At 27.1% G+C, this 24,715-nt stretch carries 23 protein-coding genes; all 23 read right to left on the bottom strand.

The features are described from left to right. Position 1 precedes the first annotated feature (1 nt). The gene (locus tag IBJ83_RS05395; protein ID WP_201275666.1) at positions 2–790 is read right to left on the bottom strand and encodes an MBL fold metallo-hydrolase; all 789 of its coding nucleotides are present in this window, start codon (positions 788–790) and stop codon (positions 2–4) included. Positions 791–995: 205 nt separating this feature from the next. Further along, positions 996–1,592 carry a molybdenum cofactor guanylyltransferase gene (locus IBJ83_RS05390; RefSeq protein ID WP_201275665.1) on the bottom strand — a complete coding sequence of 199 codons (597 nt, stop codon included), beginning with the start codon at positions 1,590–1,592 and terminating at the stop codon, positions 996–998. Continuing rightward, on the bottom strand, positions 1,592–2,053 hold the full coding sequence (locus tag IBJ83_RS05385) for a YbaK/EbsC family protein (RefSeq protein WP_231698877.1): 462 nt from the start codon (positions 2,051–2,053) through the stop codon (positions 1,592–1,594). Before IBJ83_RS05385 ends, IBJ83_RS05390 begins: the two co-directional genes overlap by 1 nt. After that, positions 2,040–2,675 carry a uridine kinase gene (udk, locus tag IBJ83_RS05380; RefSeq protein WP_201275664.1) on the bottom strand — a complete coding sequence of 212 codons (636 nt, stop codon included), beginning with the start codon at positions 2,673–2,675 and terminating at the stop codon, positions 2,040–2,042. The genes IBJ83_RS05385 and udk overlap by 14 nt, the downstream gene beginning before the upstream one ends. Positions 2,676–2,684: 9 nt before the next feature. Beyond that, positions 2,685–3,911 carry a tyrosine--tRNA ligase gene (tyrS, locus tag IBJ83_RS05375; protein ID WP_201275663.1) on the bottom strand — a complete coding sequence of 409 codons (1,227 nt, stop codon included), beginning with the start codon at positions 3,909–3,911 and terminating at the stop codon, positions 2,685–2,687. A 179-nt stretch (positions 3,912–4,090) separates the two neighbouring features. Beyond that, the gene (locus IBJ83_RS05370; protein WP_201275662.1) at positions 4,091–4,759 is read right to left on the bottom strand and encodes an MgtC/SapB family protein; all 669 of its coding nucleotides are present in this window, start codon (positions 4,757–4,759) and stop codon (positions 4,091–4,093) included. A gap of 109 nt (positions 4,760–4,868) precedes the next feature. Beyond that, positions 4,869–5,345, bottom strand: coding sequence for a hypothetical protein (locus tag IBJ83_RS05365; RefSeq protein ID WP_201275661.1), 477 nt, complete (start codon positions 5,343–5,345; stop codon positions 4,869–4,871). Beyond that, entirely contained in the window at positions 5,308–6,660 is a 1,353-nt protein-coding gene (locus IBJ83_RS05360) for a radical SAM/SPASM domain-containing protein (protein WP_201275660.1), read from the bottom strand. The genes IBJ83_RS05365 and IBJ83_RS05360 overlap by 38 nt, the downstream gene beginning before the upstream one ends. Positions 6,661–6,720: 60 nt before the next feature. Continuing rightward, positions 6,721–6,867, bottom strand: coding sequence for a hypothetical protein (locus IBJ83_RS05355; protein ID WP_201275659.1), 147 nt, complete (start codon positions 6,865–6,867; stop codon positions 6,721–6,723). A gap of 17 nt (positions 6,868–6,884) precedes the next feature. After that, positions 6,885–8,573, bottom strand: coding sequence for an ABC transporter ATP-binding protein (locus IBJ83_RS05350; RefSeq protein ID WP_201275658.1), 1,689 nt, complete (start codon positions 8,571–8,573; stop codon positions 6,885–6,887). A 265-nt stretch (positions 8,574–8,838) separates the two neighbouring features. After that, positions 8,839–10,773, bottom strand: a complete 1,935-nt coding sequence (locus IBJ83_RS05345) for a TcaA second domain-containing protein (RefSeq protein WP_231698876.1) — start codon at positions 10,771–10,773, stop codon at positions 8,839–8,841. Positions 10,774–10,797: 24 nt separating this feature from the next. Beyond that, the gene (pepF, locus tag IBJ83_RS05335) at positions 10,798–12,546 is read right to left on the bottom strand and encodes an oligoendopeptidase F (RefSeq protein WP_201275657.1); all 1,749 of its coding nucleotides are present in this window, start codon (positions 12,544–12,546) and stop codon (positions 10,798–10,800) included. Positions 12,547–12,653: 107 nt separating this feature from the next. Further along, positions 12,654–14,309, bottom strand: coding sequence for an ATP-binding cassette domain-containing protein (locus tag IBJ83_RS05330; RefSeq protein ID WP_201275656.1), 1,656 nt, complete (start codon positions 14,307–14,309; stop codon positions 12,654–12,656). After that, positions 14,302–15,990, bottom strand: coding sequence for an ATP-binding cassette domain-containing protein (locus tag IBJ83_RS05325; RefSeq protein ID WP_201275655.1), 1,689 nt, complete (start codon positions 15,988–15,990; stop codon positions 14,302–14,304). The genes IBJ83_RS05330 and IBJ83_RS05325 overlap by 8 nt, the downstream gene beginning before the upstream one ends. A gap of 19 nt (positions 15,991–16,009) precedes the next feature. Beyond that, positions 16,010–16,282 carry a PqqD family protein gene (locus IBJ83_RS05320; RefSeq protein ID WP_068474864.1) on the bottom strand — a complete coding sequence of 91 codons (273 nt, stop codon included), beginning with the start codon at positions 16,280–16,282 and terminating at the stop codon, positions 16,010–16,012. Between the two features lie 121 nt (positions 16,283–16,403). Next, positions 16,404–16,727: a DsrE family protein gene (locus IBJ83_RS05315; protein WP_201275654.1), complete on the bottom strand. Its 324-nt coding sequence runs from the start codon at positions 16,725–16,727 to the stop codon at positions 16,404–16,406. An 8-nt stretch (positions 16,728–16,735) separates the two neighbouring features. Beyond that, complete coding sequence (locus IBJ83_RS05310) at positions 16,736–18,136, bottom strand: peptidoglycan D,D-transpeptidase FtsI family protein (protein WP_201275653.1); 1,401 nt, start codon at positions 18,134–18,136, stop codon at positions 16,736–16,738. 1 nt (position 18,137) lies between these two features. Further along, a complete protein-coding gene (locus tag IBJ83_RS05305) occupies positions 18,138–19,406 on the bottom strand; it encodes an FtsW/RodA/SpoVE family cell cycle protein (protein ID WP_201275652.1) in 1,269 nt (422 codons plus the stop codon). After that, a complete protein-coding gene (locus IBJ83_RS05300) occupies positions 19,399–19,905 on the bottom strand; it encodes an FHA domain-containing protein (RefSeq protein ID WP_068474856.1) in 507 nt (168 codons plus the stop codon). Before IBJ83_RS05300 ends, IBJ83_RS05305 begins: the two co-directional genes overlap by 8 nt. A 62-nt stretch (positions 19,906–19,967) precedes the next feature. Then, positions 19,968–21,509, bottom strand: coding sequence for an ATP-binding cassette domain-containing protein (locus tag IBJ83_RS05295; protein ID WP_201275651.1), 1,542 nt, complete (start codon positions 21,507–21,509; stop codon positions 19,968–19,970). 530 nt (positions 21,510–22,039) lie between these two features. Next, positions 22,040–22,537, bottom strand: coding sequence for a tRNA (cytidine(34)-2'-O)-methyltransferase (locus IBJ83_RS05290; protein ID WP_201275650.1), 498 nt, complete (start codon positions 22,535–22,537; stop codon positions 22,040–22,042). Positions 22,538–22,543: 6 nt separating this feature from the next. Then, positions 22,544–23,209, bottom strand: a complete 666-nt coding sequence (locus IBJ83_RS05285) for a YoaK family protein (protein WP_201275649.1) — start codon at positions 23,207–23,209, stop codon at positions 22,544–22,546. A 121-nt stretch (positions 23,210–23,330) separates the two neighbouring features. Beyond that, positions 23,331–24,509, bottom strand: coding sequence for a DUF819 family protein (locus IBJ83_RS05280; protein ID WP_201275648.1), 1,179 nt, complete (start codon positions 24,507–24,509; stop codon positions 23,331–23,333). Positions 24,510–24,715 lie beyond the last annotated feature (206 nt).

The raw sequence follows: 24,715 nt of genomic DNA, 5'->3' as shown, positions 1-24,715 counted from the left end.
ATTACACTTCCGTTACACTACTATTTTCAAATCTTTTAGAAACTTCAAGATTTGTATATTGACTTACATTTTCCTCATTCAAAATCTTATATACCTCATCATAGGCAAGTTTTTCTTCATTATTTGTTTCACTTAAATGTCCAAGATAAACTTTTTTGCACTTGTCGGTTACTACCTCGGACAATGCGTTTCCACTTGTAACATTTGAAATATGTCCGAACTCTCCCAAAATTCTTTGCTTTAAATTATAATCATAAGGACCTCTTTTAAGCATTTCCAAATCGTGATTCGCCTCAAAATAAAAAATCTTTGAGCCATAAATTTTTTCCTTCATATGATTTGTAACAATTCCTGTATCCGTTAAAAGCGTAATTTTACCATAATCAGTATTAAAGACAAAACCCATTCCCCTTGCACAATCGTGCGAAATTTCCAAAGTATATAAATCAAAAAGAGAAAACTTGTGTTTCTTTTCAGTACCGATAACGACAATATTTTCATCTTTAATTTTACCAAGCTTAGATGCACCTGCAGTTAAAGTTTCAACATTACTACAAATCTTAATATCGTAACGCCTTGAAAGTACACCGGCCCCTCTAATATGATCAATATGCTCATGAGTTAAAAAAATCAAGTCAATCGTACTTGGGTCAACACCCAATTGTTTTAAATTACATTCAATTTTCTTTCCACTAAAACCTGCATCTATCAAATATCTTCTATTGTCAATCTCTAAAAATGAGCAATTACCGTCGCTCCCACTAAAAAGTGGACAAAATCTTAAACCCATATTTCCTCCATTCATACAACTATTTATTGTATCACATTTTTACGAAAAACAAAAGAAAATAGAATGTTTATTTAATTTATTCTTGCAATTTAGAGTTGCACTTGATTTGACAAATTATCGTGCAAAAAAATTACACTTATTAAAAGTAACAACTAAAAAATATAACTTTAATAAGTGCATAATAATGGTATAATAATTAAATTCTCTAAATTATTTTATTATTCTTTTCCATTTTAAATTTTTCCAATTCGCTAATTGTATTCAAATTTTCAAATATGTTTTGTTTGTCAAATTTTTCCCAATCTTCGTAAGGTATAGTTTTAAATTTATTGTCCTCGATGAATTTTACAAATTTTCGGTGGTCTTTGAGTAATTCTTCTCGCAAATTTTCTTTTAGAGAATTTTTGTAGATTGCATTCATAGGAAGTAATTTATTCTCCTTTGAAACGCAAATCACTCCGTCAAAGTTTTTATCCAGCTTAGAAATTAAAAATCTTATAAAATCCTCATTTATATTCGGCATATCACAAGCAGTCAAAAATGAAAATTCACTTTCAGAATAGCAAAGCCCACTATGAAGTCCTGCAAGTGGACCCTTTTTGTAAAAAATATCTCTAACGACTTTAACTTTTAAATCTTTGTAATGCTCTTTATTATTTGAAACCACAATTATATCTTCAAAAATATTTTTTAAAATTTCTATCGAATTGTGCACCAGATATTTTTCGTCAATTTCTATAAATTCCTTAGGAAAGGTCATTCTTCTGGAATTTCCTCCTGCAAGTATAATACAATTTATCATCACTCTACTACCAAATCTGTAAAATCTGCATCACAAAACAACGCAAATTCAATCGGATTTACGACAAGGGAATTTCTAACTTTTCCGGCACTAATCAAAAATTTTTCCATAGTCTTTGCTCTTTTGTCAAAAACCGTTTTAAATTTTGTTTTCATTCCAACCGGACTACAACCACCATGAACATATCCAGTAAGTGGCTCAAGTTCCTTTTGAGAAATCATTTTAATACTTTTTATTCCAAAGTATTTACTTGCCTTTTTCAAATCCAAATGCTCATCAATAGGAATGACACAGACATAATGATTTTTATCACTTCCCTCTAAGACAAGTGTTTTAAAACAAATATTTCTGTCAATTCCTATTTCTTCAAATTCTTCAGTTTCTTCTCTAACAACAAAATCATATTTTATTTTTTTGCTATCTAAAATTCTACATACATTTGTTTTACTAATTTTTTTCATTTTTATTTAAAAAAGTCTTTAAATGTTGCACCAACATTTTTATTGCAGGAGCATTTTCTCCACCACGAGGAATGATTATATCGGCGTGTTTTTTGCTTGGCTCGATAAATTCTTCGTGCATTGGTTTAACTGTATTTTGATATTGAGTCAAAATACTTTCAAGACTTCTCCCTCTCTCTTTTGTATCTCTTAAAATTCTTCTGATTAGTCTTTCGTCTGCATCTGTATCTACATAAACCTTTAAGTCCATAAGCTCTCTAAGTCTTGCATCTTCCAAAATCAAAATCCCTTCAACGATTATTACAGGTCGTGGATATACTCTTAGAGTTTCTTTTTTTCTTGTATGAATCGTAAAGTCATAAATCGGAAGATCAACTTCTTTTCCTGATTTTAAAACTTTTAAATCTTCAATAAGTTTTTCAGTTTCAAATGATTTTGGGTGGTCGTAATTCAACTTAACTCTTTCTTCCATTGTCTTATCATCATTTGCCCAGTAATAAAAATCGTGGCTAATCATTACAATTTCATCTTTAAATTGTTTTTTTAATTTTTCAATAATTGTAGTCTTACCGGAGGCAGAACCTCCAGCAATTCCTACAACATATATATCTTCATTTTTCATCAAAAACTCCTATAAAGCAATTACTCTGTGATATACTTTTTTACCTTTTTTAATAACAATTTCTTCCAAGTTAAGAGAAACTTTTGTATTTGTATCTGTAATTTTTTCTCCGTTTAAAGAAATTCCACCTTGTTCTATAAGTCTTCTAGCCTCTCCATTTGATTTTGAAAGACCACAAATTCTAACTAAATCCAAAATTCCGATTTCTTCATTTTCAAAATTGCATTTTTTAATTTCAGTTGAAGGCATATTTTCATCTAAAAGCTCGCCACTAAATAATGCTCTTGCAGTTTCTAATGCTTTTTGAGCTTTTTCTTCGCCATGAATAATTTTTGTTACTTCAAAAGCTAAAATTTCTTTTGCCTCATTAATCTTTTCGTCTTTATATTGACCTAATTCTCTACATTTTTCAGTTGGCAAGAATGTTAGCATAAGTAAGAATTTTTCAACATCTCTATCATCAACATTTCTCATATATTGGAAAAGTTCATAAGGAGAAGTCTTTTCTTCATCTAGCCAAATAGCACCCTTTTGAGATTTACCCATCTTAACACCGTCAGCAGTTGTCAAAAGTTTGAAAGTCATGGCATAAACTTTGTCTTGTTCAATCTTTCTAACTAAGTCATATCCACCAAGAATATTACTCCATTGGTCGCTACCACCTAGTTGTAATTTACAACCATGTTTTCTGTAAAGATGTAAGAAATCATAACTTTGCATTAACATATATGAAAATTCGAAGAATGTAAGTCCTCTTTCCATTCTGTTTTTGTAAGCATCACAAGTAAGCATTTTATTTACACTAAAATGCACTCCAATTTCTTTCATAAATTTTACAAAATTCAAATCTAAAAGCCAATCTTTGTTGTTTTCAATAATTGCATTTCCATCTGAAAAGTCGATAAATCTTGAAAGTTGTTCAAAAAATCTTTGAGCATTGTGATTGATTTTTTCTTCAGTCATTACCATTCTCATATCACTTCTTCCTGAAGGGTCGCCTATCATTGTAGTTCCCCCTCCTAAAAGAGCGATTGGAATATGTCCGTAGTTTTGCATTCTCTTCATAACCATTATTTGAATGAAATGTCCGATTGTTAAACTATCCGCTGTCGCATCAAAACCGATATAAAATTTAACTCTTTCTTTAGATAACAATTCTTTTAACTCTTCTTCATAAGTTGCTTGTTCAAAATATCCTCTGTCAACAAGTTCTTCAAAAACATTTTTGTATTCCATAAAAACCTCCTATAAAAAAAGACCTATAACTTTGAAAGGACGACTTATCGTGGTACCACCTTTCTTCGCATAGGCCTTATAATGTTTAAGCACAATCACTTCTGAGCTCCTGTGTTGTATGCACAATCAACACTCAATATTAAATATAGTAATAATTATATAGAAAAAAGTTAAAAATGTCAATACATTTCTATCTTTCTAACTCTTTCATCATCAAAAATTAAATCTTCCAAATGCTCCCTTTCAAAATCAATCGGAACAAAGGTATAAAACTTTACAGTTACAGTTGCTCTCTTTTTTACAATTTCGATATTTTGAATTTCTAATTTCAATCTCTCTAAACATTCTCTAATTTCTCTAATTTGATTAAAACTGTCTTCAATCGTAACTTCAAATGTAACTGTCAAATGGTCTTTGCTCAAGAAAGTATCTTTATGCATTAAAATTTGAACTATTACAATCAAAATTGTTCCAAAAATTCCAACTGCATAAAGACCTGCCCCCATAGCAAGTCCGATTCCTGCCGTAGCCCAAACTCCGGCTGCTGTTGTAAGTCCATTTACTGAATTGTTTTTTATAAAAATAAGTCCTGCACCTAAAAATCCGATTCCTGACACAACTTGAGCCGCAACACGAGCTGCATCAAACTCCCCAACATCAAAAAAACCATACTTTGAAACTATTATCATAAGTGCAGATGCCAAACAAACTATTGCATGAGTTCTAATACCTGCTTCTTTATTTCTACTCTTTCTTTCAAAACCAATTATTGCTCCCATTGAGGTTGCAAGAATCATTTTTACCAAAAATTCTAAATTTGTGTAAATAACTTCAATATCGATATTCATATAATTCTCCTAATTTTACTTCTATAAAATATCACTTTATTTTAATTAAATTATATAAATTAATAAATAAAAAGTCAAGTCGATTTTTATACAAAAAGCAACAACAGCTTTATCTTTTTATAAAATTAATATTTTTAGTACAATTATTATATAAACATATTCCTGTAAATTCATCAAAATTTACTAAAATAGAGCCAAAAAACTTTATATTATCCTCAGAATAATTTTTATAAAAAAAATTATAATATGTATGTAATAAACTGAAATCACTTTTTGAAAAGTGTAAAGCATTTATGAATATATGATTATGAATTATAATAATATATTCGTTTTTTTCTCTTACTTTTTTAAATAACCATTTAACGTACTTAGGTTCTAACGAAGTATAAAGTTCATTATTAGTTTTTGCTTCATTTGGGACTTGTTCAAATTTTGTTGCAACAAATCTATCGTTACAATATTTCAAAAAAACAAATGTAATATCTTCTAAATTAGAATTTTTATAATATCTTTCAATTTTTTCTAATATTTCATTACTAAAAAATACATCAACGTGTGAATTGAAAGTATACATTTGAAAGTTCATTTATATTTCTCCTAATACATTTTTCAACTTTTTCATCTGATATTAAATTTATAAAATAATTAAGACTTTCATAATAATTATTAAAATTATACTTACAACTATTTTTAATAGATGAATTAACGTATTTATCAAACATACACTGTTTACATGTAGGTTTAATAAAACAATTTTTACATAACCTAAGATTTTTCTTATTATTTTTTTCTATGTAATTAATTATAAATTCACTATTAATATCTCCATTAAAAACATCTCCTACTTTAAAATTTTTCAATGAATTGTCAATATTAGATGCAATAAACATTTGACACGGATAAATACTACCATATGGATCAATGGCAATTTGTCCTAAAAACGCATCACAAAAATAACCACTATAAAATGTTGCATAAATAGAATTTAAAAAAGATAATAATCTAGAGTTAGAAATACCATATTTTATAAAAACATCTATATCTCTATTTAATGAATTATCAATCGATGAACCTTTAATAAGTTTTATTAACCTATCATTCCCATTTTCATTCTGGATAATATTTAATTTAATTTTATATCTTTTATAATTTTCTAACATTATATCTGTATAAGAAACATTATTTTTTACATGCTCTTCTGTATAAGTAGATTCAATAACAATTTTATTAGATGTGTTTTTTTGTAATTTTATTATATTCTTATCTATAACGTCAAATGTTCCACTACCATCTTTAAATTTTCTATTCGAATCATTTATATTTCTATTTGTAGAATCTAAACTAATTATTATATGGATATTATATTTATTTATTAAATATAACATCCTCTCACTCAAATTAGTTCCATTAGTTACCATGGAAAATGTAGGAGTTTTAAATTTATATTTTTTATCAAAATATTTACATATATACTCTATAGCATCTACATTTAAAGTAGGTTCTCCCCCAAAAAAATTTACTTCTCCTATACTTTTATATTTTTTTCCCAAATATTCACAAACTTTAGAATAAGTATTAAAGTTCATATAACAACATTTTTCACCATAGCTTCCAGCGTTAGCATAACAATATTTACAATTTAAATTACACTGATTTGTAACCAAAATTCTAACCATATTCAATTTTTCTTTGTTGATAATATATTCACTAAAATAACTTTCTTTATACAATTTATTGGATAAAAACTTATATAATTCATAAGATTCTTCATTTTTTCTAAATAAAACTAAAGCAGTGTTCTTACCAATATTAAAAAATTTCTTAGAAAAAATATCATATACTAAAAATTTTTCAGATTTTTTTCTTTCAATATCAGAAACTATAAATCTCCCTATTTTCATAACTAACCTCCAAGTAAAATAGGTGCAACAAAAAGATTGCACCTATTCTTGTAATTTTTTCTAATTACCTCCTCCGTCAGGACCTCCATTACCACCACAACAAATTCCACACCAAGCTAATAACTCATTAGCCAATGTTTCAAACTCTTCTGTTGAAATTTCTTCAAGTTCCCAACTTTCAACATTTCTTTCCACTAATTCTTTCATAGCTTTTCCTTCTAAAATTAATTATTTTCAACTTCAGAAATCGTGTATAATTTCTTGAAGTATGAATCAAAATTCATAAGCTCTTCAAAATTACCTTTTTCTTCTATATTTCCATCTTTTAATACCAATATTTGGTCATATTGTTTTAAATTTTCCTTTATTAATCTATGTGTTACAGAAATCAATGTTATATTTTCAAGTTCAAGTAGTCCCTTTTCTATTGAAAATGCAATTTCATTATCCAAACTTGATAAAATTTCGTCAGCAAGTATTATCTTTGTATCCTTTATCAAAGACCTTGCAATTGAAATTCTTTGTTTTTCTCCTCCAGATAAGTTATTTGCGTTTTCAGAAATCAATTCCTTATCATACAATCTATCCAAATATTTACCAAGTTCAGCTTTCAATATAACATCTTTTACTTTTTCTTCCGAATAATCTTTACTAAATAATGTTATATTATCATAGATACTTCCTTTGAATAGAAATACATTTTGATTAATTGTTGAAATTAAATTTATAATAGAATTTCTTGAAACTTCATCCAAATCAGTTCCATCTATACAAATTTTTCCCTCATCTGCTTTAATTCTTTTTGAAATTAGCTTCATCAAAGTTGATTTTCCACTTCCTGATAAACCTACTAAAGCATATTTTTTGCCTTTTTCAAAATCAAAACTTATATTTTCCAAAACTTTTTTATCATCATATTTAAAGCTAACATCCTTTAAAGAAATCTTATTATTAAAGTCTTTAATTTCTGTTGTTTCAACATTTTCTTCTGAAATTAAAGTATTTTCTATTTTATTTAATATTTTATCAACAGACTTAAATTTACCATAAGATTCTATTGCAAACATCAAAGGATTCACAATGTGATTTGTAAGTTGCACACAAACAATCATTTGTCCAAGTGTTATAAATCCTTTATATGCTAAATATCCACCACAAACAAAACCACCTAAAAATGTAAAACCTCCAAAAAAGTATGAAATCATAGTTACTAAACTATACCTTTTTTGATATGCAAGTCCTTTATCATAAACATTTTTTGAGTTATTATAAAACACTTTTGAAATAAATTTTTCTAGTCCAAATACTTTGATTGTTTCATAACCATTAAAATATTCACTTGTTCTTGCAGTATATTCACTTTGAGAATTTGAAAATTTCTCTTTAAAAGTTTTTAAATTTTTCATCGGAATATTTCCAAAAACAAATGAAATTATAGACAATATCATTAAAGCAATTGTCATTTGATAGGAAACATAGAAAATTGTACCAAATGCAAACACAAACAAAAATCCAGATTTAACCAAATTTAAAAATGTTCTAAAATACTCTGTTTCTATTGTATTAATATCATTAGTAAGAATTGAAATCTTATCCCCTACATCATTATTATAAAAACTTTCAATATCTTGTTTTATCAAATTATTAAATATGTAAATTTTTGTATCTAAAGACATTTTAGCTACAAACTTATAACTCATAACTTCATAAATCCATTTAAAAACGCTCTCTGTAATAAGTAAAGCAAAAGTATAAATCATAACCTTAGAAAATTTCATATTTATTGCTCCACTGGCAGAATCTATAACATACCCAAAAAACATTGCAACGCCTATTTCCAATGAAATATAAATAAACATAACTATAAAAAGCGGCAACAAAATGTTCAAATTATTTTTCCATATTTTTTTCAAAATATCTCCCTCCTAAAAACATTTTCACTAACTTATATGTTAATTATATATCTAAGATAAAAAAAAAGTCAATCCTCTTATTATATTAATTTCTTATGTGATTATTATTAATTATAAATATTTCTTATAATAAGTAAATTCTAAATTGCAAAAACACTCCAAATATGCATAATAAAAAAAAGGAAAAGTAACTAAAGACAAGAAGTTTATTACTCAAAATCCTTAGTTATTTAACCATTTTTTATTTTAAAATTCTATTTTATTTTTATCTTGCAATCATATCTTTTGATATGTCAACACTTTTAATATTATCTCTTGTAATTGTTCTTGTTGTAAAGCCCCAAATGTTACAGAACCAATTTTTCTTTTCTTTATCAAAAATAAAATGGAATCCAACTTTTGACTCAACAGGTGTTATTGAAGATAATTGAGGTGGCTTTTCATTTTTTCCGTAAGTAGTTTCTTGGACTAACAAATGTCCACCGATATACATTTCGTAAGTATCCCCTTGTTCTCTTATTTCAAAAGAATTAAGGTCAAACTCTACTGACGGATAACCTCCAACATATTCTCTACCACTATTTATTAAAGAATCTACTCTGTTCTTTTCTATCTGTAAAGACGGGTCTCTCATTATAGTCAATAAAGAGGAATCTTTTTTACCTCTTGACTGAACATCTTCTCTTAACATTTCAACAGTTCTTGAAATTGCAAAGTCCAAAAGTCTTTTATCTGAAAGAGAAGTGCTAACATTTATTGAACTTTCTCCGGAATAAGTAACTCCATCAGAAATTGTATATCCCCAAGGCATCTTTGTTACAACTTTTAAAACATCATCTTTCTTTATATTTGTTCCTGATAATTTATTGAACTCTCTTACAGTAAGCTCTGTATTCTTATCATTTACAAATAAAATACTATCTTCATCTCTTGTTACAATCTTAAAAGAACTTTCTTTTGAATTTGTATCAAGCTTTATAACTTCATTTGCAAGTTTATAGTCAGTTCCCTCTCCATAAGAAACAGTTTTAACCTCTGCTTTTTCAGTATAGAAAAGAGAAACTTCATCTTTTAATTTTACATTATTGTCATAGTAGAAAATAGTATATTTTCCAGGAAATAACTCATATTCTTTATCAGAAATTTGTTCTTCCTTTTCATTTAATAAAATAGTTGTTTCTACCTTATCACTTTTTTCAACCTTTAACTTTACAGGGTCTAAACAAATTTTATAATCATCAAAAATACCTAAAACTTTTCCACTCTTTTGAAGTCTAACAGGTCTTTCACTCTTGTAATTTTTATCTTTTTTCAAATTCTCAGCATCTTCTCTAAGCCATTTATTAATAGTTGTAAGCCTTAACTCATCTTCTTCTAACAATGCTATAAAAGATTCCGCCTTGTTTTTATCGATAGTTTTTCCATTAAAAACCATATTTGTAGTGTAAAAACCAATTTTTTTAGACTCTACCCCTGATAAAATATTTGGTAGCTTAACACCTAAAGAATGATATGCCTTTAGTCCAAAGAATCCAACAATAGAAAGAGCAAAAATAATGGTAAATGCAAAAATCATCTTTAACATTTTTGGAACTTTTGGCATTTCATATTTATTTACGTCTTTTTCTTTCTTTGCTTTTACTTCTTTAGGCTTAACATTTTCTTTCTTTTCAATTTCTATCAGTTTTTCAATATTTTCTACTGGAGTTTCTTCAACTTTATCAATTACATTTTTAACTTTTTGTTTCTTTTCTTTATTTTTCTTTTTCTTATCATAGGAATTATTTCCCCTACGACGTCTTTCGTGTAGAGGAACTACATTCCCATAAATAAGTTTAAGTCTTTGTGTTTCTGTTAAAATTTCATCTTCTTCATTATTTTCTTCAACATTTTCAACTTTTTTTTCAGAATTTATTTCTTTGTTTTCTTTATCAGTTGAAAATGTATGCTCTTCTATTTCTGAATTGATAAGATTTGATTTAAAATCTAAATCATCAATTTTATTGACCTCTTTAGAAACTTCTTTTTCAATTTCTTCAGAAATAACTTCTTCCAAAACTTCCTCTTTGGGAATTTCTTTTTCAGAGTATTCTTCTCTCCATTGAGAATAGTTCGATAAAATTGACCTATCAAATCCTCCTTCTGAAAAATTTGAAGAATTTTTTTCAATTTTATCCTTTTTCTTATTTTTTTTAGACACGAAAAAAACCCTCCTTAAATATTTCTACGCTTCTAATTCTTTTTCTAATTCATCAACTAGACCTTTGAAAATTTCAAGAGCTTTAGCGATTGAATTTTTATCTTCCATATCTATACCGGCCATTCTTAATTGGTTTATTGGGTGATGTCTGCAACCATCTTTTAAGAAGTTTCTATAACTCTTTAGTGCTTCCTTATCTCCACTAACTACTCTGCTGGATAAGAAACTTGCAGCACAGAAACTTGTTGCATACTTATATACATAGAAATTGTTGTAGAAATGAGGAATTCTAGCCCATAAGTAATCAGCTAAATCACTTCTTTCAACATTTTCTCCGTAGTATTTATCATTTAATTTGCCCATAATTCTTGTGAAATCATCAGCCGTTAAAGCATTTCCGGCTTCAACTTCTAAATGTGTATTCTTTTCAAACTCACCAAACATAGTTTGTCTAAATACAGTTCCAATGAACATATTAATATAATAATTTAAAATGTAAATCTTTTCGTTTTTATCCTTAACATTCTTTAACAAATAATCTAAAAGAGTTAATTCGTTGAAAGTTGATGCAACTTCTGCAACAAAAATCTTATATTGAGAATAAAGGAATTCATTGTCAAGTCTTGAATAATAACTGTGCATTGAATGTCCAAACTCGTGAGCTAATGTAAACATACTGTTTAAATCATCAGTATAGTTCATTAAGATATATGGTTCTGTATCGTAACTTCCCCAAGAATAAGCTCCACCTGCTTTTCCTTCTCTTGGATAAACGTCAACCCAACGATCATCAAAACCTCTATTTAAAACTTCAACATAATCATCTCCAAGTGGTTTAAGACCTGCTAAGATTAATTCTCTAGCTTTTTCATAAGGATATTTTTGATTGAAATTTTTATCCAAATTTACAGAAACGTCCCACATATATTGTTTGTCTTTCTTTAATGCTTTCTTTCTAAGTCCATAATATTTATGAAGAGAAGGCAAATATTCTTCAATACTTTCAATTAATGAATCATAAACTTTTTCAGGAACAGCATCTTGGAATAATTCCATATATCTTGCTGAAGGATAATTTTTAACCTTAGCTAAAATAGTCAAATTCTTAATTGCACTGTATAAAGTTGTCGCATAAGTATTTTTGAAACTTGAAATAGTTCCATACATTTTATCAAAAGCTTCTTTTCTTACTTCTTCATTTTCATCTAAAAGGAAATTATTATAATTAGCTGGAGTTAATTTTTCTCCGTCTTTATTTTCAATCTTACCATAATCCATATCTGCATAACTTAACATATAGAATGAATTTTGACCTGTTCCAACCATTTCTCCACAATTAGCAAGTAATTTTTCTTCTTGTTCACTTAAAGTATGAGGTTTAAATCTTAAAATATTTTCGAAATGTACTCTATACTTTTCGTTATCTCCCTCTTTATAAAAGTTTTCCAACTCTTCATTAGATAAACTCATAAGGAATGGATCAAAAAACGCCATAGCTGAACTAAATCTTGTTCCTAGTGAATTTACTTCTAAAGCTAACTTTTGAGATTCAGGAACTCTACTGTCCTCATCTCTTTTCATATATGAATAACAATACAATTTTTCAACAAGTCTAGATGACTTTTCAGATAATTCCATAATATGCTTTAAATTCTTAACAGATTTTTCCGTTTTTATAATTTCTTCAATAATTTCATCACAAATTTTGATTTCAGCCCTAGCCTCATCTACATTTTTGTAAATCTTTTCCAAAGACCAATTATATTTTTCCATCATACCCTCCAAACCAAAAAATTAAAATTCCACACATTAATTCTAACATTTTTTTAACTTTTTATCAATATATTCACATAAAAAAAGAATGTTCGCACATTCTTTTTTTACATAGTACTTGTAAACCAAAGTTGTTTATATAATTTATTATTTTTAATTAAATTCAAATGTGTATCAAAACCTACAATTTCTCCTTTATCTAAAACCAGAATTTTATCCATTTGTTTTACTGAAGATAAATTATGTGTAACTACAATCATTCCGGTATGAATATGATTATAAAGAAAATCAAAAATCTTTTTCTCTACAACTGGGTCAATTGCCCATGTAGGTTCATCAAAAACAAAAAATTCTTCATTCTTGTGCAATCCCCTAAGTATAGCAAGTTTTTGCCATTGACCTTGTGAAATCGAAACATCTGAAAATCTTTTCGATAATATTTTATTATAATCTAAATCATTTTCACTAAAATAATCTATTTCTTTAAATCTCGACAAATCTACTTCTTTTTGATAATCTGAAATTTTTACATTTTCAATTGAAGATATTTCATATTTTGAAAAATCTTGAAAAACAGCACTACTTTTTGCAATTTTTATTTTCCCTTCAGTTTGTTCATACAGTCCTAAAATCAATTTTGAAATAGTTGATTTTCCTGAACCATTAACTCCTACAACACCTATCTTTTCATTAGTTTTGATTTTAAAATTTATATTTTTTAATGCATATTCATTTGTATTTGGATATTTAAAACTTACATTTTCAAAAATTATCATATTATCATAAATAATATTTTTTTCATAATTCATATCTAAAATTTTAAAAAATGCATCAAGTTGTGGTAAAAGGCTATTTACATCTTTAATTCTTCCATAAAAACCTTCTTCCGATAGTGAAAAAATTGATCTAATTGTTACAAATATCACTCCAAACTCTGCTATACTAACCTTATCTTTTAAAACATAAATAATTACATAACTTATCAGATAACAAATTATCTTCAAAAGACCTAATCTAAAATCATTGACTAATAATTTCTTATAAAAGATTTCACTTACATCACAAAATTCTTCAGTTACAAGATTGAATCTTTGTAAAAAATATTCAGTTGTATCAAATGTTTTCAACTCCTTTACCGTTTCTTTATCTAAAAACAGACTCTCAAAATATTCTCTTTTTCTTCTTAATTTTTTTAAATTTTCTTCTAATTTTGTTTCAATTTTCTTATCAAACTTATTGTGTAAAAACTGTAATAATAAAACTACCACTAAAATTAATACAAAATATGGACTCAACAAAAATAGATATACTGCTAAAAACAAAAAATTAAATCCATACATAAATACAACATCAATATATGCATTAGTAATATACGTTAAATTTGATGCACCTAATTTTGCTTGTGATAAAATATCTAAAAAATTATTATCTTCAAAATAAATAGGCAAGAGCTCTTTACTCATTAATGTTTTTTCTATTTTCGAGCTTAAAACTAAATCATAATATTCACAATAAAATCCCATAAAAGATCTAAATGTATAAGTTAATATTTTTATTAAAATAAAAACAGAGATATATATAAGCATTCTAGAAGTTGTCAATTTTCCAGAAATGAAAAGCCCCAATTTTTCTAAAGTTAATTGTAAAGCATAAATCGTAAAAACAAATAATAAAGATTCTAAAATGAATATTCCATAATTAATTAAAAATCTCTTTTTATCTAAATTAAAAACTAGTTTAATTGCTTTAAAAATATTATTCATCATACCAACTCCTTTGCGTTGTATAAAGCTCTTTAAAGTAAGAATCAGAATTCAATAAATTTTTAAAAGTATCATTTTCTACTATTTTACCATCTTTTAAAACCAAAATATAATCGCAACTTCTACAGCTTCCAAGTCTATGAGTTATCCAAATCCCTATGTTATCTTCAGCAATTATAGAATTTACATTTTCTATAATTTCTCTTTCGCTTATTGAATCAAGAGAAGCAGTTGGTTCATCCAAAATTAAGCAATCACAATTTTTAATTAAAAGTCTTGCTAAAGCAATTTTTTGCCATTCTCCAAGAGATAACGAAATTCCTTCTTCAAGTTTTCCTAAAAATTGATTTTTTCCATTTTCAAAGCTCTCAATTTTTTCATAAATACCAACTTTTTTTAGAATTTCATCGATATCATTATTGTTATAAAAATCTATATTTTCTGAAACTGTCATCTCATATTTTACAAAATCTTGAAAGATAACTCCGAAATGTTTTACTAAACATTTTCTTGATATTTCCCTAAGTTCAACTCCATTAATTAAAATACTTCCTTCATAATCTAGAAGTCCTAATAAAATCTTAACTAAAGTAGTCTTTCCTGTACCATTTTCTCCAACAATAGCATACTTGTTTTTTCTTTCCAAAAAAAAACTACAATTTTTTAAAACATAAGAATTACCATAAGAATAAGATACATCTTTAAACTCAATTCTATCTATACTATCAATAGTTTTATCAAATTCTATAGCAAGTGAATAATCTTTAGATATAAAATTTATAAATTTTTTTAAGAAAAGCTTGCTATCAACAAATTTTTTTACATCAATAGATAATTTATAAGAAATTTCATCTGTAAATACAAGTAAAGAACTAATTAGAGCAGTACACAAACCAAAACTTATAGAGTTTTTACCAAAAAAAATTATCATAAAAAAAATAGTAAACAATATTATCATCATAAGCATTATTCCGACATTTGCATAAAATTCCGAAAAAAATAAAGTCTTTCTTTCTATTATAATCCCTTTATCCTTAGATTCTTTCCATTTTTTCTTTATAAAATCATTGTACTTAAATAAAGTTCTCTCAAGAGCAAATTCTTTATTAATTAATACTTTAGTAAAATAACTTGCACGTCTAAAAAAATTTCCACTTTCAAGATAATTTTCATATTCTAAATTTCCAGAATAAATAGCAACAAAACATAGGGGTATAAAAAGGATAAAAACTATAATTCCAAGATACCAAACAAATGTAGAAACGATAAAACAATATCCTAAAAATCTTATAAAATACGAAAATAATGAAATGATTGATTTCAAATAATCTTTAAACTTAGGAACTACATCTTTTATAAAGTATATTTCTCTGTGAAAATCTTCATTTTCATAATTAAAATATGGAATTTCTGAAATAAAATTCAAAATAAATTCCGAAAAAACCTTATCAATATGTAAATTAAATTTATAGTTTATAAAATTTAAAAGCTGTCTAAAAATAAAATGTAAAAATAAAATTATAATAAATCCAATAAAATACTCTATCTCCTGAATGTTATTAAGAAATTTCCCAACAATAAAAATTTCTAGAATTGAGATAAAAGAAAAAACTAAACTAAAAAAGAACAAAAGAAGAATATAACTTCTTTTCAATTTAGTAACCTTGATTAACTTAAGCATAAACCCTCCCATAAAAAATTTATATATAAACCAATTTATCCTTTATCAAATTACTTAAAAATTCTTCTACATCAGACAGTAATACATTAAAATCTACATTGTAAATTTTAGAAATCCTATCAACTATTAACCTAATATTTACCTCCTCGCAAAGTATCATTCTAATTATCTCAAATCCAGTATCTTTAAACTCAAAATAACTTTGATCTTTTTCATTTTTAATTATCACTCTATCTTCTAGTATTTGCCAAGATAAAAAACTTTGAGGTTTAATAAAAGCAATATCATTCATAAACTATCGCCTTTTCCTATATCAACCTTAATATAGCAAAAAAAATATAATAAGTCAATATATTTTTACCAACATATTCATATAAAAAAAGAATGTTTGCACATTCTTTTTCAAAAAATTTTTATTCTATTGTATATTCAATCCAACCTTCTGCTTTTCTTTTTATAATCTCACCAATTCCAGCAGATACTATTTGAATATTTTTCTGTTCATAATTCGGCTTTAATCCGTTTAAAGCATTTTTACAGAGTTTAACTTGTAGACTTTCATCTTTAAAAAACTCATCTTCTTCCAAAAAATGTGAAACCACATTTCCTGCACAAACTATTTCAATTTCGCAAGTATCACCCATTTCTTCGCAATACCTTCTATAATTTACGATTTTTGCCTTTAATTTATCTACAAGTTTTAATCTTTCAATTCTAAATAGCACTCTATAATTCATATTATCTCCTAATATCCAAGTTCTACTGCTTTGTTTACAAGTTTTTTTACAAGTGGAATCATTTCGTAAGCAACTTTGTTTTCTTCTTCAAAAAAGGCCGTACAAACAATAGTCGGATTATCTACCGGATAAAAGACAGTTACCCAAGAGTGTATCTTGTCCTTTGTCTTTTCGGCAGTACCCGTTTTTCCTGCAACTTTTTTTCCTCTTATAAAGCCTATAAAGTTTGCATCACCGGAAGATTTTAAATAATCTTTCATAGTATCCATTGTTTTTTTATCTGAAACTCTTGTTAAAATTTCCGGAGAAATTTTTTCAATTATCTTTCCTTTAGGGTCTAAGATTTCTCCAACGATATAAGGTTTCATCATATTTCCACCATTTGCAACTGCACTTGTGAACAATGCAACTTGTAATGGTGTTACCAAGTCTTTACCTTGTCCGAATGCTCCCGTTCCAAGCTCTAATGCCGTTGTTTTTTCATTAAACGGAATCGGAGAGATTGCAGTTTTTAATTCAAAAGGAATTTCCTGACCGAACATAAATCTCTTATTTACATCAATCATAGCATCAACGCCAATTTTTTGAACTTGGTCTGCAAAGTAAGTATTTGAAGATTTTACTATGGCTTTTCTCAAATCAATATTTCCATTATATTCATTTGCATAGTTATTTATTTTGTAATTCTCAATAATAGTTGAGCCTTTGTCATTGTATTTTAAATCTTCTCCGCTTAACTTTTCAAGTAAAGCAGTTCCGGTTACAATTTTATAAACAGAGCCCGGAGGAAAAAGTCCTCCAATACTTCTTGCCAAAAGTGGTGCATTTTCTTCATCAGCAATTATATTAGACCAATTAGCCTCTATTGTATTCGGGTCAAAAGTCGGTCTGTCTGCCATTGTGATTATTGCACCTGTTTGTGGATTCATCAAAATCATTGAACCCTTATGTCCCTCTAAAAGAGCCTCAGCATATTGTTGCAATTCAGTATTCGTCGTTAATTTTACTGTATTTCCTTCCTTTTGGTCAACTAAAATCTTCTTTAATTCTCCAATCGGTGTTTTATCTTGTTTATTTAAAAGGGTTGCATTAAATTTCTTTTCAATTCCCGTTTTTCCGTACTTTTTACTATTATATCCAACGATATGCGCATAAGCACTTCCATAAGGAAAATGTCTATACTTTTCTCCTTTTTCGTCCTCTTTTGTTTCAGCTAAGATATTTCCGTTGGAATCTAAAATATTTCCTCTTTTTAATTTATTATCGTCAACCCAATTTCTTTTATTGTTTTCATCATTTTTTAGTTTATCAGACTTTACAACTTGAAAATAAGTCATATATCCAAGTATTAAAATGAATAACAAACTTATAAATGTTAAAACTCTTTTATATCTTTTACTTTCAGTCATATTATCCTCCTATTATATTTTCTTCAGAGGCGTATTGCAAAACTCCAAGTGCGATAAAACTTGAAAGGATTGATGAGCCCCCATAACTAACAAAAGGAATTGTAATTCCTGTAAGTGGAATAAGTTTTAAAATCCCACCGAACATTATTAATGCTTGAAAAGCGAAAATCAATGAAAGACAAAAGGCTACATATTTATAAAATCTATTTTGTTGTTCCATAGAAGTTTTTATTCCTCTGTAAGTCAAAATCAAGAACAACATAACTAAGCCCATTCCCATTAAAATTCCCATTTCTTCGCAAATACTTGCAAAAATATAATCACTTTCTGCAAAAGGAATATAGTCCGGTCTTCCAAGTCCGAGTCCGGTTCCAAAGAAACCGCCACTTGCTATTGCATAAAAGCCTTGAATGATTTGGTATCCCATTCCGCCTGCATATTTAAAAGGGTCTAACCAAATTTTAACCCTAACCTTAACGTGAGTGAACAAAATATAACCTAAAATTGCCCCAAAGCTAAGGATTAAAAAGTTTATAATCATATATTTTCTATGTGGCTCATACATATATTGTGCAAATATGAATACTCCTGAAAACACGAGTACTGAGCCCAAGTCTTTTTGTAAAAACAAAAATCCTACAAATGTATAGAAAAAGAAATGCAAACTATGTCTTTTAAAAAATGATTTTTCAAACTTATCTCTATTCTTATAAAAGGCGGCGATAAGAAAAACAAAGGCTATCTTTATAAGCTCTGACGGTTGAAATGCAAAATTTCCACCAAGTCTTATCCAGTTTTTTGCACCATTAATATTTTTACCAAATAAAATAGTTGCGATAAATAAAATATAAGAAACTCCGGCATAGAAATAATACATTTTATTCCAAATTTTTATATATTTTAAAATCAAATATACAACCCAAAAAGCTATAATTCCAATACAAAACCATATAATTTGTCTAAAAGCCATTTTGTTATTCAGCCTGTAAATTTCCAAAATTCCAATAGAAAAAAGCATATTTGCAATAAGCATTATATAATAATCGCCTCTTGTAAACTTTTGCACCAATTTCCCTGAAATATATACAAAACTAATCAAACCAACCATAAAATAAAGTTTAGTTCTATCAAAATTAGCAAAATCTCTTGCCATAATCAAAAACAAACCTAAAATTTGAAAAAATAACAAAAGACCTTGAATACTCTTTGTACTGACATAGGAATCTACTGTTAAAGTCCTAAGCCTTGACAACAATCTTTTCTTAATCATCATAAACTTCCTCATTTACAAATAAAAATTCAATTCTTCCAACGTCAATTAAGTCCTTATCTTTAAGTTCAATAGCCTCAGTAATCGGCTCTCCGTTTAATAGAGTTCCGTTTGCAGAGCCTAAATCTTCGATATAAAAAATACCGTCGTCTTTAATAATTCTCATATGATTTTTAGAAATAAATTTGTCATTTATTACAATATCATTAGAATCTCCACGACCAAGAGTAGTTTCATCAGCAATATAGTAATGCTCATGCACCTTAAAAGGCAAACTCTCTTTTCTGTTTATAAGTTTTAGATAAGTATTAGAAACGTCAGTCATTTCACTTGTAGTACTAATATCCAAATAAATCATCTTTATTATATTGTAAATAAAGTAATAAATAATAATTACAAAAATATATTTAAAAATGATTGCCATTAAATCATATAACTTTAGACTACCAAAAGTTTCAACTGAAAAAACTTTCTCTAAAATTTCAAAAATTTTATCCATATTTCCTCCGTATTCCTATGTTAAAAATATTTTTCATTAAATTTTATTTTACCATAAATACACTAAGTAGTCAAAATATTTGATAAATAAAACAAATCCAATCCGTTTTTTGTCAATTCATACACTCTATCACAGACTTCATAAATATACTTCTTATCGTGTGAAACGGAAATAATCGCCCCTTTATATGACTTCAAAAGTTTTCTAATCTCAACTGATGAAAACGGGGATAAATTTCTTGTCGGCTCGTCCAAGACTAAAACTTCCGGATTTTCCAAAATCATCTTTAAAAAATAAATTTTAGCTTTTTGTCCTCCGGAAAGAGATTTTAAATTGTGTAGCATTTCATCTGCTGTAAACTTCATTGAACCCAAAAATGTTCTAATCTTTGTAGTTTCCTCTTTTTCATAAGTTTTACTAAGATAGTCTATAATGCTCATATCAATATTCATCTTATCATCATAATTTTGTGGCATATAAGAAATCTTAACATTTTTCTTTATATTTTCCAAAATTATTTTTAAAAGTGTAGTTTTCCCTATTCCATTTTCTCCAATTATACAGATTTTATCATTTCCAAATACTTTTAATTCGATATTTTCGCTTAGGATTCTATCTTTTACAACAAGTTTTTCCAAATTCAAATCTAAAATTTCCTTTTTTGTAGAATATTTTATATCTTCGTCAAATTTTATAAAAATCGATTCTTCATAATCTGGAAAATCAAGCAAATTTTCTTTTTCCTTTTCTAGCCTTCTTCCGATAGATTTTACAGTATGCATTTTTATTTTTAACTCAGTTCCCAAAAAATCATTTTTTGTATTTCTTATTTCATGTTGTACTCTTTCATAAATTTTTTGATACTTTCTTTGTTTTTTGTCAAACTCTTCTCTTTGCTTTTTAGCGATTCTTTCCTGTTTTTCAATCCTATTTTCTCTATTTTCAACATAATCATCATAATCCAGTCTTTCAATAGAAATTTTAGATTTTTTCTTTCTCATAAGCTGTTCAATGTGAATAATTGTATTTGCACAATTTTCAATTAAATCCTCATCGTGAGAAATAAAAATTATTGGAATATCAATGTTTTTTATGAAATTCTTAAGCCATTCAATAGAATTTATATCCAAATCGTTACTAGGTTCGTCCAATAAAAGACAAGTAGGCTCTTTCATAAGTTCGCAAAGTAAAATAAATTTAATTCTTTCTCCACCTGATAATTCACTTATCCTTTGCTTTTCATTTATTAAATTTTCATCAAAATTCAACTCCTTTAACAATTTATAAAATAAATTATAGTCAAAATAATCCTCTTTAATTTTATTTTCAAGATATTCCTTTGTTGAAAAATCTAAAATCTTCGCTTCTAAAATCTGTGGTAAATATCCTATAACTTCATTTTTCTTATTTATCTCTCCACTTATTTCAGCATATTCTTTTAAGCCCTCATCATCTACTATCGCCTTTAAAATGCTGGACTTTCCATTTCCCTCTTCGCCGATTATACAAACTTTCATATCTTGCTCTAAAGAAAAATTAAAATCCTCTATTACAGTTCTTAAATCCTTAATTAAATATATTGACAAATTTTTTATACTAAGCATATATCCTCCTAAATTTTGCCACAAAAAAATGGCTAATAATTCACTTATTGCCATTTTAAAATTCAAAATTATGTACTCAAAAAAGGAGTCTAAAAAAATAAGCACACAAAAAGGAATGTATAACTAAAAATGGCAACAAAAAACTAAGCTTTAAAAAGCTATTAAATTTTCGTTTCATAATCAGTTATCTAATAATCATTCCTTCCTCCTAAAATTCTCTTTAATTTTAATATATCGCTATATCAATTACATTTGAACATATTTCCATTTTAATAAATTTAAAGCGGTAAATATGATGAAATAAATATTCTTTTACACAAGAATTGTACACTCATATTTATTTTAACATAAACAAATTAAAGTGTCAAATCATTTTTACTAGTATTAATATGAACATACATCAAAAATAAACTTAAAAATACTACTAATAAAATAAACTCTTTTAAAATCCATATCGTATTTAGTTCTAAGATGCTTTACTGCTTTTAATTTTTCTTAAGATTTTATTAATTCATATAATTCTTTGTCAATTATTCACTCCATTTTAATCTATGTAAATTTCCAAATTTTTCAAGTTCTGAAAAATCTTGTTGTCTTAAAGCCTCGTACAAAATTATTGATGCAGAGTTTGAAAGGTTAAGTGAACGAATTTCTCCCCACATCGGTATTCTTACACAATGTTCTTCATTTTTAACCAAAATTTCTTCAGGGATTCCCTTGCTCTCTTTTCCAAACATTATATAATCATTTGGAGAATATTTAACTTCATCATAAGTTTTCCTTGCCTTTGTAGTTGCAAAATACACATTTGCATTTGGATTTTTTTCGTAAAAATCTTCAATATTTTCATAAACAAAAAGTTTTAACTTATCCCAATAATCAAGTCCTGACCTCTTTACCATTTTATCATCAAGCGAAAAACCTAACGGTTTTATCAAATGCAATTTTGTGTCGGTTGCAACACAAGTTCTTCCAATCGCTCCGGTATTAAACGGGATTTCCGGCTCCAATAAAACTATATTAAACAAAATTTACTACCTCTTTTCTTTTTCTCTATCTATAAACATAATAATCGTGCAGATTGTAAGTGAAATTGTACTTAATAAAATAGTCTTTAGCCCTAAGATTTCACTAAATTTACTACCAATTATCGCACCCACAACAAAACAAAATATAACAATAAAATACATTAAACTATGCTCTAAAAATTTTTTATTTTTTGTATAAAAATACTCCGACAAATTATGAGTTGCCCCTCTTAAATTGCCAATACACATTGTAGTTGAAAAATCTATTCCACAAAGTTTTTTAAAACTTTGAACTTGAATTCCACAAGCAAAAGACGTTAAGGCATTTGCAAGTGCATTCATATTTTGAGGAATAAATCCAACTATAAAAAGCAAAATAATTTCAAAGATAACAGCATTTTGTCGCCAATGCAATTTAAAACTATCCTTTTTTCTAAATAAATCTGCTAAAAAAATTCCAAAAGCAAAAAATGCTATTGGAAAAGCATATTTCAAACACATTTCTAAATTTCCTTTAGAGGCATAAACTCCAAAGAGTAACATATTTCCAGTTTGAGCATTTGCAAAAACTTCTCCTCTTAAAAGATATGAATATGCGTCCATCAGACCACCACTTAAAGCTAAAAAAATTGCAACTTCAATGGACTCAGACATTTGTAATGCTTTTTTCATATACAAAACTCCTTTTAAAACATTCATAAGATAGTATATACCAAACAAAAATTTTTTACAAGTTTTAATTTTTATAAAAAAAAAGAATGGTTAAAAAATTAACCATTCTTAAAAATTTTATCTAAGCCAGCATTTCCAGGAATTTTGCAACCCCGATTCCGAAGAATGTTCCTGTAATAACTCCAATTAAAGCCATTAATACAGCGATTGGTACTAATGATTGTGAATAAGCAGCTGCAAGTACCGGTGATGATGCAACTCCACCGATATTTGAAAGTGATGCTATACCACAAGTGAATAAATCAAGTTTGAATAGTTTTCCAATTATTGCCATTAAAATTCCATGAATTCCAAGAATTACAAAACCTGCTAAAATATAATAAGGAGCCTCTGTAAGTTCTAAGAAGTTTGCATTTGATGCAATTAAACCGATTAGCATATATAATAAAACATTTGAAACTTCAGGTGAACCAGGTATTCTTGCAAGTGGAGTCATCGCACAGAGAACACCAAGAATTGTAGTTATAATGATTGTCCAACCTGTTGCTCCCATAAATGCAAGTGCAGGAATTTTAACCATTTCATTTCCGATTATTCCTGTAACTGCAGTAACAGCAAGTGAAATACTTAATAAGAAAAATATATCTTGGAAAGTTATTTCTTTACTTATTTTTGAGAATTTTGCAGTTAAATGTTCGTTGATATTGTCAATTTTTGAAGTGTCAGCCTTTGTCCATTTATTAAATTTATTTGCAAATGGTACTAAGAACAATAAGAACATTATCCAAATTGAATAATCTATTGAGTCAATCAACAAAGTATAACCCATTCCGGAGCCTTCAAGACCCACTGCTTGTTGAACAGCAACCATATTTTGAGTTCCACCAACCCAACTTCCTGCTAATGCTCCAAAAGTTAAAGGTGCATTAGGAGCTAATTTTCCTTTGAAAAGCAAAAATGCAACAACAAAACCAATCATAATAGTTATAGTCGCAGTGAAAAATGAAATTATCATTCTTGGACCCAACTTTGCAATATCTCTAAGGTCTGCTCTTAATAACATTAAAAATATCATTGAAGGCAAAATTGCATCTTTCAAAACTCCTCTCGCTGTGGAAACGCTTTTAACACTCATATCCCACACGCCCAATGTTGATAAAATCATTGAACCGAAATAGATTATAACTAATGCCGGAATATATTTAAAAAATTTTCCATTTTTGAATTTCTTTTCCAAGTAAATCACTATACCTGAAACGAAAAACAATAAAGCTATAAACTGAAATCCATCTTTAATCATAAAAAAACCTCCTAAAATAAATCTTTAATAAGAAAAACATTTTCTTACTTATTATATTTTAGCACCATACTAAATTATTGTCAATATTTTTGATAATAAATATCTAACTTTATAAAAAAATGATTAGCCTCCTAAATTGCAAGAATAAATTAGCCACATAAAAATAATTCTCTAGGTGTTTTGTAATTGAATATTTTTTTAGGATA

Source organism: Parvimonas parva (assembly GCF_016552165.1).
Taxonomy (GTDB): Bacteria; Bacillota; Clostridia; order Tissierellales; family Peptoniphilaceae; genus Parvimonas; species Parvimonas parva.
This window is presented reverse-complemented; position numbering and strand designations above follow the sequence as displayed.